This is a genomic window from Paenarthrobacter sp. TE4293 (assembly GCF_050435325.1).
GTDB lineage: Bacteria > Actinomycetota > Actinomycetes > Actinomycetales > Micrococcaceae > Arthrobacter > Arthrobacter nitroguajacolicus_C.
Genome location: NZ_JBNJRY010000012.1, coordinates 50,771 through 62,711, shown reverse-complemented (window position 1 = coordinate 62,711; position 11,941 = coordinate 50,771). Strand labels below are relative to the sequence as shown.

Annotated in this window: 16 protein-coding genes; 10 read left to right on the top strand and 6 right to left on the bottom strand. The window is 60.4% G+C overall.

Annotated features, from left to right (window positions below; all coding sequences use genetic code 11):
• Nucleotides 1-31: 31 nt before the first annotated feature.
• Together QF015_RS20365 and QF015_RS20360 are read left to right on the top strand one after the other, a co-directional pair.
• Nucleotides 32-1,204, top strand: a complete 1,173-nt coding sequence (locus QF015_RS20365) for a Gfo/Idh/MocA family protein (protein ID WP_429390567.1) — start codon at nucleotides 32-34, stop codon at nucleotides 1,202-1,204.
• Nucleotides 1,205-1,260: 56 nt separating this feature from the next.
• Nucleotides 1,261-1,599, top strand: coding sequence for a putative quinol monooxygenase (locus tag QF015_RS20360; RefSeq protein ID WP_429390566.1), 339 nt, complete (start codon nucleotides 1,261-1,263; stop codon nucleotides 1,597-1,599).
• 123 nt (nucleotides 1,600-1,722) lie between these two features.
• On the opposite strand, the gene QF015_RS20355 is transcribed toward QF015_RS20360, so the two are convergent.
• Genes QF015_RS20355 through QF015_RS20345 form a run of 3 tightly spaced genes read right to left on the bottom strand, consistent with a single transcriptional unit; the run spans nucleotide 1,723 to nucleotide 4,310 of the window.
• The gene (locus tag QF015_RS20355) at nucleotides 1,723-2,823 is read right to left on the bottom strand and encodes a D-TA family PLP-dependent enzyme (RefSeq protein WP_310203857.1); all 1,101 of its coding nucleotides are present in this window, start codon (nucleotides 2,821-2,823) and stop codon (nucleotides 1,723-1,725) included.
• Nucleotides 2,824-2,841: 18 nt separating this feature from the next.
• Complete coding sequence (locus tag QF015_RS20350) at nucleotides 2,842-3,846, bottom strand: LacI family DNA-binding transcriptional regulator (protein WP_310203860.1); 1,005 nt, start codon at nucleotides 3,844-3,846, stop codon at nucleotides 2,842-2,844.
• A 56-nt stretch (nucleotides 3,847-3,902) separates the two neighbouring features.
• On the bottom strand, nucleotides 3,903-4,310 hold the full coding sequence (locus tag QF015_RS20345; protein WP_310203864.1) for a RidA family protein: 408 nt from the start codon (nucleotides 4,308-4,310) through the stop codon (nucleotides 3,903-3,905).
• 213 nt (nucleotides 4,311-4,523) lie between these two features.
• On the opposite strand from QF015_RS20345, the gene QF015_RS20340 reads away from it, so the two are divergent.
• From QF015_RS20340 to QF015_RS20330, 3 genes are all read left to right on the top strand, one after another.
• Nucleotides 4,524-4,673 carry a hypothetical protein gene (locus QF015_RS20340; protein WP_429390609.1) on the top strand — a complete coding sequence of 50 codons (150 nt, stop codon included), beginning with the start codon at nucleotides 4,524-4,526 and terminating at the stop codon, nucleotides 4,671-4,673.
• 29 nt (nucleotides 4,674-4,702) lie between these two features.
• Nucleotides 4,703-5,293, top strand: a complete 591-nt coding sequence (locus tag QF015_RS20335) for an ANTAR domain-containing protein (protein ID WP_429390608.1) — start codon at nucleotides 4,703-4,705, stop codon at nucleotides 5,291-5,293.
• Between the two features lie 115 nt (nucleotides 5,294-5,408).
• Nucleotides 5,409-5,783 carry a hypothetical protein gene (locus QF015_RS20330; protein ID WP_429390565.1) on the top strand — a complete coding sequence of 125 codons (375 nt, stop codon included), beginning with the start codon at nucleotides 5,409-5,411 and terminating at the stop codon, nucleotides 5,781-5,783.
• Here QF015_RS20330 and QF015_RS20325 read toward each other — a convergent pair.
• The 3 genes from QF015_RS20325 to QF015_RS20315 all read right to left on the bottom strand — a co-directional run bounded on the left by QF015_RS20325 (nucleotide 5,780) and on the right by QF015_RS20315 (nucleotide 7,981).
• Nucleotides 5,780-7,306 carry an alpha-N-arabinofuranosidase gene (locus QF015_RS20325; RefSeq protein ID WP_429390564.1) on the bottom strand — a complete coding sequence of 509 codons (1,527 nt, stop codon included), beginning with the start codon at nucleotides 7,304-7,306 and terminating at the stop codon, nucleotides 5,780-5,782. The genes QF015_RS20330 and QF015_RS20325 overlap by 4 nt on opposite strands.
• A 160-nt stretch (nucleotides 7,307-7,466) precedes the next feature.
• Nucleotides 7,467-7,703 carry a hypothetical protein gene (locus tag QF015_RS20320; RefSeq protein ID WP_429390563.1) on the bottom strand — a complete coding sequence of 79 codons (237 nt, stop codon included), beginning with the start codon at nucleotides 7,701-7,703 and terminating at the stop codon, nucleotides 7,467-7,469.
• On the bottom strand, nucleotides 7,700-7,981 hold the full coding sequence (locus QF015_RS20315; protein WP_429390562.1) for a helix-turn-helix transcriptional regulator: 282 nt from the start codon (nucleotides 7,979-7,981) through the stop codon (nucleotides 7,700-7,702). Before QF015_RS20315 ends, QF015_RS20320 begins: the two co-directional genes overlap by 4 nt.
• A gap of 226 nt (nucleotides 7,982-8,207) precedes the next feature.
• Here QF015_RS20315 and QF015_RS20310 point away from each other — a divergent pair, with 226 nt between their 5' ends.
• From QF015_RS20310 to QF015_RS20290, 5 genes are all read left to right on the top strand, one after another.
• Nucleotides 8,208-8,822: a helix-turn-helix domain-containing protein gene (locus QF015_RS20310; protein WP_429390561.1), complete on the top strand. Its 615-nt coding sequence runs from the start codon at nucleotides 8,208-8,210 to the stop codon at nucleotides 8,820-8,822.
• A complete protein-coding gene (locus QF015_RS20305; protein ID WP_429390560.1) occupies nucleotides 8,809-9,891 on the top strand; it encodes a hypothetical protein in 1,083 nt (360 codons plus the stop codon). The genes QF015_RS20310 and QF015_RS20305 overlap by 14 nt, the downstream gene beginning before the upstream one ends.
• Before the next feature lie 93 nt (nucleotides 9,892-9,984).
• Nucleotides 9,985-10,956 (top strand): hypothetical protein, encoded by a 972-nt coding sequence (locus tag QF015_RS20300; protein ID WP_429390559.1) that lies wholly within the window; start codon nucleotides 9,985-9,987, stop codon nucleotides 10,954-10,956.
• A 16-nt stretch (nucleotides 10,957-10,972) separates the two neighbouring features.
• Nucleotides 10,973-11,443 carry a hypothetical protein gene (locus QF015_RS20295; protein ID WP_429390558.1) on the top strand — a complete coding sequence of 157 codons (471 nt, stop codon included), beginning with the start codon at nucleotides 10,973-10,975 and terminating at the stop codon, nucleotides 11,441-11,443.
• 100 nt (nucleotides 11,444-11,543) lie between these two features.
• Nucleotides 11,544-11,888: an ImmA/IrrE family metallo-endopeptidase gene (locus QF015_RS20290; protein ID WP_429390557.1), complete on the top strand. Its 345-nt coding sequence runs from the start codon at nucleotides 11,544-11,546 to the stop codon at nucleotides 11,886-11,888.
• The last annotated feature ends 53 nt before the right edge of the window (nucleotides 11,889-11,941 follow it).

Genomic DNA, 11,941 nt, shown 5'->3' with positions numbered 1-11,941 from the left:
GACTCCCGCTTTCCGAAAGGAACCAATCCACATGCAGAACCTCAACGTCGGCCTCATCGGTGGAGGCTTCATGGGCAAAGCCCACTCCCTCGCTTACGCCGCCATGCCCATGTTCTTCTGGCCAGCCCCTGCTCTCCCGGTCCGCAAGGTCATCGCAGAGGCAAACCCGGATTTGGCAGCCGAGGCGGCCCGTCGCTTCGGCTTCGAAAACTCCACCTCAGACTGGCGCAGCATCATCGATGACCCAGACATCCACGTCGTCGACATTGCAACGCCCAACCATCTCCACGCCGAAATCGCCATCGCCGCCGCAGAAGCGGGCAAGCACATCATCTGCGAAAAGCCCCTCGCACGTACAGGGGATGAATCCAAAGCCATGTACGACGCGGTCAAGGACAAGAACATCGTCCACATGGTCGCTTTCAACTACCGCAGGACCCCCGCCGTCGCATTGGCCAAGAAGTACATCGAAGAGGGGGCCATCGGACGCATTCTAAGCTTCCGGGGAACCTATCTCCAGGACTGGAGTGCCGACCCCAATTCCCCCCTGTCCTGGCGATTCCAGAAGTCCATCGCGGGCTCAGGCGCCCTCGGCGACATCGCAACCCATGTCATCGATATGGCCCGGTACCTCGTCGGCGAGTTCAGCGCAGTGAATGCCCTTCTCTCCACGTGGATCCCTGAGCGGCCGCTGCAGACGGGCGGAGCGGATGCACTCGGCACCGTACGGGGCGGGGAAGGTCCCAAGGGCGAGGTTGATGTTGATGACGAGGTCATGACCATGATCCGCTTCGCCAACGGCGCAGTGGGTTCCATTGAAGCGACCCGCAATGCCCACGGCCGGAACAACTACATTACCTTCGAGATCCACGGAACCGAGGGCAGCATCGTCTTCAACTACGAACGACGTGATGAACTGCAGGTCTGCTTTGCCTCCGATCAGGCCGACCGCCGCGGATTCCGGACCATCTACACCGGCCCGGCACATCCCTACGGAGAAGGACTCTGGCCCATTCCTGCGCTCGGTATTGGGTACGGCGAAACAAAAATCATTGAGGCGCACGACTTCTTCAAGGCCATTGCAGAAGGAGGGAGCGTAAGCCCCAACTTCGCAGATGGTTACCAAGTCGCACTCATCGACGACGCCATTGTCGAGTCCGCGGCAAAAGAATCATGGGTCGAGGTCCCGCAAATTACCGCTTGATCCTGTCCGGGAGGGGCGTCCAGGAAACGCCCCTCCCGAAACCCTGAGGAATACAAATGACACATCGTCCCACTGACCGCAATGGAACTGACCGCCAAGGAACTGGCGAAGTCTGGCTCATGCCGGTTTTCGTCGCTGAAGCAGGGCACGAAAAGGCTCTTCAAGAAGCCTTGCGCGCACTGCAAACGCAAAGCCGCAAAGATGCTGGGTGTCTGGAGTACACCGTATTTTCTGACGCTCAGCGGCCCGGTACGTTCGTTCTCTTCGAAGGGTGGTCGCGTGACGAGGACCTCGCCGCCCATAACGAAGAACGCCACGTCAAGGATTTCATGAAGGAGGTGAGCCCCCTCCTGGCAGTACCGTTTTCCGTGACTCCTCTGGCACCCCTCCAGTGAGCTGAGCTGCCTCAAACAGCGCCGCACCAACTTTATGCCGTGGCGGGCGTTTCCCCGTCGCCGGAGAACAAACCGTGGCACGTGGCTACTCAGCCAGCACCTGGCTGGCTGAGTCGGCCGCGGCTAGTTGTTGCGCCCGCGCGCCGCCACAGCCCAATGGTCCACCACGGCACCATCGCGTACCACCGTGACCTCATCCACGAGGTTCATGGTCAGGCACACGTGGTTGGGGATCACCCGGAGCCGGGTGCCAAGCGCCGGAAGTTCGGACGAGTCCGGCCACACAACCGTGGCGTGGTGCTCAGACAGCGCAGTGACCCTAGCTTCGGGGTATTCGGGAAGCCGTGCGTATCCGGTGGCCCAATCCGGGCGGTCGCTGCCCAGGATTTTGCTGCCGGAGTCCACCACCACGCGGCGGACGTTGCCTCCTGCAGCCTCGTGCCTGCTGACGACGGTGGCCGCGACAGTCAGCGCGATGTCGTCCCACGCGCACCGTTCAAGTTCCAACTGCTGGGCATCGCCAAACACATAGACACCGGGACGAAGCTCCGTGGCCACCGTTTCGCTGTCAATCAGGGCTGTCGGCGTAGATCCCCCGCTGATGGTGGTCACCTCGAAGCCCGCCTCGGACAGCGCCGTCGCAGCCAAGCCAAGTGCCTCATTTTCGTTGCTCGCCGCCCCCGTGGGCATTCCAGGCTTGTAGCTGTGGCCGGGGAACGTGAAAACGCCGGACACCAACAACCCGGCGGCGGCCGCTGCCTGGGCGACGTCCACCACCTCGTCCGGTAGAACGCCGCTGCGGTGATGACCACTGTCCACCTCGATCAGCACCTCAATGCTGCCGGCATCCGCACCGAGCCTGCGACCCATCGCCGTCGCACTTTCAGCGGAATCCACGCCAACGGCGATGCGGGCCGTGGACGCCAAGTCCCGCAGCCGGTCAGCGTGGTGGGCCTCCACCCAAAGCGGGTAAGCGATGAAGATGTCCTTCACGCCGTCCGCCGCGAAGACCTCAGCCTCGCCGATAGTGGCAACAGTGATCCCCACGGCGCCGGCCGACAGCTGCCGCCGCGCGATCTCCAACGTTTTGTGCGTCTTCACATGGGGTCGAAGCTTAAGTCCCCTGCTGAGCATGCTTGCTGCCATGCGTTCGATGTTCCGGTCCAGGACGTCGACGTCGATCAGGACGGCAGGGGTAACAACTTCAGCGGGGATCACGTTCATTCCTCAAACCCTAACGGCCTACGGCGCCGACTGCCTGACCCGCAGCTCAAATGCCGCCTCCGGCTGCTGCACTTTGTGCGCGGCGGTCCTTCCCTCAATCCGATCGATGAGGAGTTCGACGGCGCGCTCCGCGATTTCCGCACGCCCCGGCGCCACGGTGGTCAGCGACGGCGAGGCAAACCTCGCCTCATCGATGTCATCAAAACCGGCTACAGCGATCTCCCCGGGGACCTTCTTGCCACGTACCAGCAGCTCGTGAAGCGCACCCAAGGCGAGCGCGTCGTTGAGTCCGAAAACAGCATCAAATTCCACCGCACTGTTCAGCAACCGCGTGATGGCGTCAGCGCCGCCGTCGCGCCGCCAATCGCACCCAACCACCAAGGCAGGATCGTAAGGCACCCCGGCGTCAGCGAGCGCAGCCTTGTACCCCTCAAGGCGCAGGCCGTTACTGCCGGTTGTGTCGCCGTCGTGCGCGCCCAAGACAGCTATACGACGGCGGCCACCCGTCAGCAGGTGCGTGGTGACCGCGGCGGCAGCTTTGTAGTTTTGGATGAGGACCATGTCCAGCCGTGGGTCCTGCACGTATTCGCCCAGGAGGACCAGCGGCTTCTTGCCGGCGCCGGCAATAATCTGTTCTGCGTCAAGGCCGAGGGGTATGAAAAGGAGACCGTCCGTGAGGGTGCGGAACTGGCCTTGGAGCGCCGCCTTTTCATGCTCGGGGACATTCCCGGACTGTTCCACGAGGACGCGGTAACCCCGGTCCCACGCCGATTTCATGACATCCGACGCCAACTCGGCGTAGTACGGGATGGACAGGTCGGCCAGGACCAGTCCAAGCATATTCGTCTTGCCTGAGCGGAGGCTGCGGGCTGTCAGGTTGGTTTCATAACCGAGCTCATCGATGGCATCAAGGACACGCTGTTTGGTGGTGGGCCGGATGAACTCGTAATTGTTGATCACGTTGGAAACCGTCTTCAACGAGACCCCGGCAACCCGCGCGACGTCGTTCATGGTGACGGCCATCAAAGTGCTCCTTTTGTCCTGTTGGACTACATCGTTGCAGATCCGTCCTTGGCGGGTCAGTCCATGACGGCGGCGATGGCTTCAATCTCCACAAGCTGGTGGTCGTACCCCAGGACGGTGACGCCCATGAGTGTGCTCGGGACGTCATGATCGGCGAAGGCGGCACGCACCACGTTCCAAGCGGTGACGAGGTCGGTCTGCTGGGTCGACGCAACCAGGACGCGGGTGGATATGACGTCTCCGATTCCTGCTCCTGCGGCTTCCAACGCCAGGCGCATGTTTTCGATGGCCTTTTCCGCTTGGGCTTTGTAGTCCCCGATGCCCGCGGTGGTCCCGTCCTCGTTCAGGGGACAGGATCCGGCCAGGAAGATCAACCGGGCTTCAGCGGGGGCGGTCGCCGCATACGCGTACTCGGCGACCGAACTGAGCCGGTCGGAGCGAATGAGGGTGACTGCATGGGGCATGGGATTCCTCCGTTTGTCGGCTTGGGTCCATTTGAGTCCATCCCATCACGGCCCTCTGCCCTGTCATGTTGATGGGCAACGGCGTAGTGTCACAAGTAAGAGATTTCGGGTGCTGACGGGACCGGGGTTGATATTCGGGCTTTGCGCGATTACGAGCGCACTGCCGCCCAGTTGGAGTTGCATTGACTCCGGCATTGCATGAAGCGAGGCCCCGTGGCCCAGCACAACACAGCCCCATCAGCTCAAAAACAGGCCGAAGCCGACTTGACTGATTTTTTGGTGCGACTTCAGGATCTTTTGGTGGGCAACGCGGATATGCGCGAGTTTCTTGAAGACTTCGCTTGCATACCGCAACCAAACTGACCAAGGACGGCAATACCATTGCTTGCGGCGTGACGGTCATTCGGCAAAAAAAGCCGGTGGCTGTAGCGGAAAGTGATTCCCTCGCCCGAAGACTTGACGAAATTCAGAATAGTTTTGACGATGGACCATGCCTCACGGCCCTCCGGACCCGGACCATTTCCCATGTCCCTGACGTTTGTGCTGAGCAGCGTTGGCCGGATTACATGAAAGCTGCCGCCGCAACCAATGTCGGCTCCATCTTGGCCCTGCCCATGGAACTGAACAGGACCGCGGAGGCCGTGGTGAACCTCTACTCCACACGCCGGCACGGCTTCTCGGAAAAAGACATCATGGCCGCTGAGCGGATTACGGACACTGGAGCCAAGGCGCTTCACCTCGCAGTGAAAATGGCACAACTGCGGGACGCACGCGACAACCTCACGGCCGCGTTGGAGTCCCGCGCGACCATCGATACTGCCGTGGGAATCATCATGGCCGAGAACAGGTGCAGTCGTGACGCAGCCTTCCAAATCCTCGCCAAGGCCTCGAGCCATCGAAACGTCAAGCTCAGGACCGTGGCCGCCGGCATCATCGCCAAAGTTGCCGGGGACCAAAGGCTCACAGCGAACTTCGAAGAATGACCTTTTAGCTGCTCCCCAATAGCCGTCACACATCGCTCATCCCCTTGCAACGCGCCCGCAACAAACATGCGGAATGCTGGGGTCAAATGGACGGCGAAGAGTGAGGGGAACAGACATGAGCATCGCAAACAGGGATCTTTTCCAAGCACTTAAAACGCAAGCGAGCCTGGCGCAGGCGTTCGGCACCATGCCGGGCAGCACGGAAGAACCGCACCGGCTGAGCCCCGGCGACTACATCGAGGCCTGGCACAACGGCCGCCTTTATCACCGGGGCACCGTGGTCAAAACCGTCGCGGGGACCGACCTCTTCTGGCTGACGGACGATACCGGGAGCAGGCGGCTCCTGGACATGGAGTCCATGGAAATCGTCACCGTTGACGAGCCGGCTGCGGCACCCGCATCGCAGGCACCGGAACCAACTCCGTCAGCTACGGTCACACCGATCTCCGCGTACCCCATGTTCCACGACGGCACGCAGCAGATCGCCTAGTTTTCAAGCGACAACCGGATCATGGTCCAGCTCACGGCCGGAAGCCCGGCGGTGAGGCGGCCGCCGTCGAGCTTTACACTGACGTTCTCGGACGGCAGGACCGACGTCGAGTCGTCGGCAGTGGCCTGCCAGTACGGGTCCTTGTTCGAGTAGGTGACGGCCTCAATGACTTTGCTTGCGTTAAGGCTTCCGACGGCGGCATCCAGCGTCAGCGCGTCCGTCGCCGAGCGGTTCACCGCGAACACCACGGCCTCTTTGGCTTCTGCATCAAAGGTCGCCACGGCTGACAGGGCGGTGACGCCCGCCGTCTTTTCGGTCTCCAGCAGCGGGGATTCGACGGCGAGGTTCAACACCGTGCCCGAGGCATTCTGCGAAGTGAGCGCAAACGGGTGGAACGTGGTCTGCTTCCAGGCCCGCCCACCCGGCTCGGTCATGATGGGTGCGATCACGTTGACCAGTTGGGCAAGGCTCGCGGAGTGGACGCGGTCCGTGTTGCGCAGCAGCGTGATGAGAAGATCTCCCACCACCACGGCGTCGGCAACCGTGTAGCGGTCCTCGAGGAGCACTGGCGCCACTGGCCAGTCGTCGCCTGTGGGCACCTTGGACTCGTCGCGGGACATGTGCCAGACGTTCCACTCATCGAACGAGATATTGACCTGCTTCCCGGACTTGTAGGCCGACTTCACATGGTCGATGTGCGAGACCAGGTCCTTGATAAAGGCCTCCATCCGGTGTCCTGCGGAGAGGTGCTCCTGCAGATCCCCGAAGTCCTCAAAGTACTGGTGCGCCGAGATCAGGTCCACCAACTCGTACGTCTCATTGAGGACCACGCGCTCCCATTCGCCGAACGTGGGCATGGTTGGTCCCGAACTTCCACAAGCCACCAGTTCCAAGTCCGGGTTGACCATGCGCATCGCCCGCGCCGTTTCGGCGGCAACCCGCGCGTACTCGCCGGCTTTCTTGTGGCCGATCTGCCAGAAGCCGTCCATCTCGTTGCCGAGGCACCACATCTTGATGTTGTGAGGCTCGACGGCGCCATTCGCCTTGCGCTGTTCGGACAAGGCCGTTCCACCCTTGATGGTGGAGTACTCCAGCAGGTCCAGCGCTTCCTGGGTTCCCCTGGTGCCCAGGTTCACGGCCATCATGGGTTCAACCCCGGCTTTCTCCGACCACTTGGCGAACTCGTCCACGCCCACCAGGTTGGGATCACTGGAGTGCCAGGCGAGGTCGAGCCTTGTTGGGCGGTCCTCCTTGGGTCCCACTCCGTCTTCCCAGCGGTACCCCGAGACGAAGTTTCCGCCCGGGTACCGGACTGTGGAGACGCCGAGTTCCTTGGTGAGGTCGAGGACGTCGGTGCGGAAGCCGTCGTCGTCCGCTTTCGGGTGCCCGGGCTCGAAAATGCCCGTATAGACGCACCGTCCGAGGTGCTCAACGAAGGCGCCGAATGTCTTCCTCCTGACGGGACCCACGACGAAGGTGGGGTCGATGGTGATTTTGGCCGTGGGGTTGTCTTGGTTTCCCAAAGGGTGGGTCCTTGTCTGCTGGTCTATTTGTTCAGCTTGCCGATTTACAACGTTATAGAAACCATGCTGACGTGGTGTTGGTGTGGGAGTCAAGGGATTTCTTGGCGTGAGTTCCGGCTCCTAGGCTGACTTCCATGTCTTCCGGAGTTGTAAGAGCCGCCTATTCTGCGCGTTCCGCCGAGTACACCTCGCTGTTCGGGTCCATCAGCAGTACGCATCCGGCCGACAGGGCACCGGAGTCTTTTGCGTTTTCGATGGCCTCGGCCCACACCCTCGTGCTGATGTGAGATGCAGCGAGCGCCCCGATAAGGCGACTGTTGAAGGCTCTGCGTTCATCCGCTGACATCCCTTCCCGGGCCGCGTCGAGCGTTTCCAGCTTCGATTCCCAGCCGCTCATGCGTGCATCCTTTTCTTCCGGTCCGCATAGATTGCATGTGTTGAATCTGCAACTGGAGGCAAAATGTCATGCTCCTCGGCCTCAAAAAGCTCCTGCCATGGCACGCCCAACCAGGCCGCTATTCCAATGGCCACGCCTTCCGTGCAGGTCTTCATCCCCCCGGTTTCGAGGAGGTGAATTGTCTGCTGCGAGCGCCGGATGAGGGTTGCCAGCTGCTGCTGGGAAAACCGCTGCTGCTTTCGCCACCGACGGAGCGCGGCCGGGTCTTTGACCTTCATCCACGTATCCCTTCGATTGAGCGACGGACGCCGCCTTGTTGTCTGCATAGCCATTCTGTCCTCCACTTGTGAATTTTACAAGTTCAATATCTCTAATCTTGAACTACTTGTCAAACTCACAAGTGAGACAGCCCTTCTAAACTCTGCAAAGATGAGCAAGTTACTTGTATTCAGATTGCAGCTCGCCCCTTACTAAACGGCGGCACCATCAGGAAGAGTCATAGTTGTGAACCAACCTCAGAGCCTCAGCGAACTGGTCGAGCTTGCGGCCCAGTATCGCGACGCATCAGGCCTCGGCCTGGCGCAGCTGGCGGCCAAGAACGGCCATCAGGTGACGGCAACGACGATCAACCAGATCCGCCAGGGCCTGTACAAGTCGAAGCCACGCGAAGGCACCCTGCGTGCTTTGGCATGGCTGGCCGGCGTTTCAGACGAGGTTGCGTTCACGGCCGCGGGACAAACTGTCCCCGGCCCACCGTTCGCGGAGGAACTCCCTCCTGGTGTCGACAACCTCTCGCCGAAGGCGCGGAAGGTTGTACTCGACATGGTGCGGGTCCTCGTGGATTTGGAGAAGAGCGCAGATGCAAGCAACACCGATGCAGAGGAACAGCCAACCGACATCCGGGATGCCGGCAAGCGCCGTAACGCTCGCCCTGGACAGAAGACCGGACTGGCAGTAGTCCCGGCAAACCCTGACGCGCCGGCTGATGGCAATATCCCTTTGCCGGAAAACTGGCAGGACCTTGCGGCCTATACGGGCCCCACACGACACAAAGACCGCGAATCCGAATGGGCGCAGCGAGGCGAAGAGTCGCAGGGAGATGAACATGACCACCACTGACAGTTCCTCTCCTGTTGCACTGAACCCCACCAACAGCGAGGGATACGGCAACCGCCTCCGGTGGATTGAGGGAATCTCCAAGCAGCTCAGCACACTGTCAGAAGCGATGCCGGGGTTCGCCGCGTTACTAAACGACGGCGATAATGTCGACGTTGAGACTGCGGCACGCGTAATCGAAATGTGGATCCATCTGCTTTCGAATGAACATGTGCGCGTAACGTTTGCTCAGACGCCTCTTGGCCATGAGGAGTCGCACTGGCTCCGAGGAAGCGATCTCCAAGAGCTTCAGTTTGCAGCCAACCAGATCACTCAGACATTCCAGTCACTGACCGAGCTAACGACGATCAACTTCTACGCTCAAAAACTGCTCACAATGCTCAGAGCCGCCCTGCGGCGTTCTTCGGCCTTCAACATTCATGGGCCGATCGGCCTGCAACAAGCAACCGATTCACTGCATCAAGTGCAGGAAGAGCTATTACAGTTCGACGCTGACCTGGACGAGCGGCTGCGGAAACGACAAGAAACTGCGGTGGCTGAGACAGAAGAAGCCCGTTCAGCTGCGAAACGTGCTTCGGGCGCCACAGGGCAAAACCTCATGTCGACTTATTACGCAAAGCTCGGCAAGGATGAGATTGAGAACGCTGACCGGTTCAGGAAGCTGACGGTCCAGTTTGCGATAGCCGGCGGCGCTGCCGCCCTGATCTTCCTCTTGCTGCCGCAAGAAGTCTTCGGCTCCGTTGAAGGTGCCCAGATCTGGGTCAGACTCGCGCAAAAGGTGGTGTTTCTCGGAGGTGTGTTCGCTCTTGCCGGGTACTTCGCCAAGCAGGCCCACCAGCATCGGTCGCTCGCCAACTGGGCCCAGGCGCTGGCGGTGCAGCTCCAGACTTTCGAGGCGTATCTGGCGGCGGTTGACGATCGTCAGGTCAAGGACGAGCTGATAAAGAACTTCGCGGGCAGAGCCTTTGGGGAACACCCGGCCTTGAAAGGCGAGCAGCCGGTTACCTCCAGTGCCGCGCTCATAGATACCGCGGCGAATCTAGCTGCCAAATTCACCTCAAGTGCGAAGTAAACTCGGGTTCGCAAGGCCCAGTCGCACCAATTCATAAGACAACTAGTAAGTGATAGTCGCCCAACGAGGCGCAGGGAGAAAAAGGGGGCGGCTGTGGCCAAGAAGAACCTGACACGAACCGTGCAGTATTGGCGGATGGTCAACGCCGCGACGAACGAGCCGGTCGCTGAACAGAATTGGGCCGAGATCCTGAAGACGGCCTATGGGGCACCCATCACCCATCTGATTCTCAACAAAGAGATCACAGGGAAGGTATTCACCCTTCAATCTGACGAAGCCTGGCAGAACTTCTTGACGCCAGCCAGCCTGAACAACCTGACCCAGTCCATGGGCGAGACGGTGTATGGCTTGGTTGCCACCACTGATAAGGACCACCTGCCGAATCAGGCGCAGCGTGGCACCGGAGAGCAGAAGCCTGTCACCGTTGAAGAGGGCTATGCACCCATTGACAACCTCTTTGTTTGGTTCCTCCCCTTCGGCAACATCATGGCTGTGCTTCAGGAGTCAGTCTCGTCAGCACGGCCGAAAGCGATTGCTGCCTGGCTTACTCATGTCATGCGGGATCAGAACAAGCTTCCTCAGCACAACTTCCACTGGGCGGCGCAGCCTGTCATTGATCCGGAACGCCGAAAGATCCTTAACCGGGCCAGCCGGCTCCGGCGTATGCAGGTCGGTGGCACTGTTACGAGCACAGACTCCGGGCCCCTGCGGGACCTATTTCTTGGTCCTGAGTACGAGGGCGAGTACGAGGTTGAATTCCGAATCAGGCACATCAAGAAGCGAAACCCGGAGCACTACGAAGACGACACAGCTGCATCCATGGACTGGTTTATGGAGCAGTTCGGGAGTCATCTTGGCGAGCTGGACGTTGCTCGCGTGACGGTCGATAAAGACCCGGGCGATGACATCCCCCGTGGCGAAATCGACCTCCTTGCCCAGCGGATGACGCGCAAGAGAACCATCCAACTGGGCCAGCACGGACAGGCGATCGTTGCTTCGTCGGCCGTCTCTGAAATAGTGGAGGCATACATCCAGGACTTCGAGGACCTGGCCAAGCTGCGGTAGACGAATGGTGGTGGGGATGCCCAAGTCCAAGAGCAAGAAACAGAGCATGGTCTCGCTTTGGATCGCCCTTGCGGTGCTTGTGGCCCTGATGGCCTGGTCCAGCATTGGCTTCGGCAATTTGATTGCCCAGGCAAAGGTGGAAGACGACGAACTACAAGCCGGGCTTACGAATATCGCCACTCTTGGAGGCGTCACAGCCGGGCTTTCTCTGGCCGGTGCGGCCATTCTTTCGCTGACCGGGCAAGCTGTTCACAACTTAGTTGCCCGCTATGGCCCCTGGATCCGGGGCATAATCTTTGGCGGTTACTTGGTGACGATTGTGGCGTCCTTTGTGGCTGGCATTGGTGCCATGTTCCCGAAATGGGAAGGAGCACCGTGGCTAGCTTCGTCCTCCGCATCAGTGATTTTCGGCGGGCTCCTCGTGACGGCCATGTTCATCAACAGCGCGTTCAGATGGCACCACACGAACCCACGGCCTTCCGCGTAACTCGTCTCGAATGTCAGCCCTCGCTACTAGTGTCCACTGAGTGTTTCATCCCTGGAGAGCGCTTAGAGCCTTAGCCCACGTTCGGCTGTCGTGGGTAGTCATGCCTGACGGCGCTCCTGGGCGTACCAACGGGGTGGACATCATCTGGCTCGACAAAAGCCTCGACCAGGTTGAACGACGCTGCACAGTTACCCACGAGTTGATCCATCTGGAGCGAAAGCACCTTGGTTGCCAACCGCCAGCTATAGAAGCTGAGGTTCGCGCTGAGACGGCGCGGCGACTCGTGCGGATGGATCACATGGTCAAAGGACTTGCCTGGTCGCGCTCCTTCGGGGAACTGGCCGACGAACTCTGGGTCACGCCGGAAGTCCTCCGGGACCGATTTACGAGCCTCACCGAGGCCGAGTGGGCGATCCTTCTGGGCGTCGAACTACAGCAGCACTGACATCCACGCACGCGAGCGCCGGACGGCCTCGTCTGCACAAACTTGCATCATGG

Excerpts from the sequence above, each read along its gene's own strand:
- QF015_RS20365 (WP_429390567.1), top strand. The coding sequence starts at position 32 with ATGCAGAACCTCAACGTCGGCCTCATCGGTGGAGGCTTCATGGGCAAA.
- QF015_RS20360 (WP_429390566.1), top strand. The coding sequence starts at position 1,261 with ATGACACATCGTCCCACTGACCGCAATGGAACTGACCGCCAAGGAACT.
- QF015_RS20355 (WP_310203857.1), bottom strand. The coding sequence starts at position 2,823 with ATGAACGTGATCCCCGCTGAAGTTGTTACCCCTGCCGTCCTGATCGAC.
- QF015_RS20350 (WP_310203860.1), bottom strand. The coding sequence starts at position 3,846 with ATGGCCGTCACCATGAACGACGTCGCGCGGGTTGCCGGGGTCTCGTTG.
- QF015_RS20345 (WP_310203864.1), bottom strand. The coding sequence starts at position 4,310 with ATGCCCCATGCAGTCACCCTCATTCGCTCCGACCGGCTCAGTTCGGTC.
- QF015_RS20330 (WP_429390565.1), top strand. The coding sequence starts at position 5,409 with ATGAGCATCGCAAACAGGGATCTTTTCCAAGCACTTAAAACGCAAGCG.
- QF015_RS20320 (WP_429390563.1), bottom strand. The coding sequence starts at position 7,703 with ATGAGCGGCTGGGAATCGAAGCTGGAAACGCTCGACGCGGCCCGGGAA.
- QF015_RS20315 (WP_429390562.1), bottom strand. The coding sequence starts at position 7,981 with ATGAAGGTCAAAGACCCGGCCGCGCTCCGTCGGTGGCGAAAGCAGCAG.
- QF015_RS20305 (WP_429390560.1), top strand. The coding sequence starts at position 8,809 with ATGACCACCACTGACAGTTCCTCTCCTGTTGCACTGAACCCCACCAAC.
- QF015_RS20295 (WP_429390558.1), top strand. The coding sequence starts at position 10,973 with ATGCCCAAGTCCAAGAGCAAGAAACAGAGCATGGTCTCGCTTTGGATC.
- QF015_RS20290 (WP_429390557.1), top strand. The coding sequence starts at position 11,544 with ATGCCTGACGGCGCTCCTGGGCGTACCAACGGGGTGGACATCATCTGG.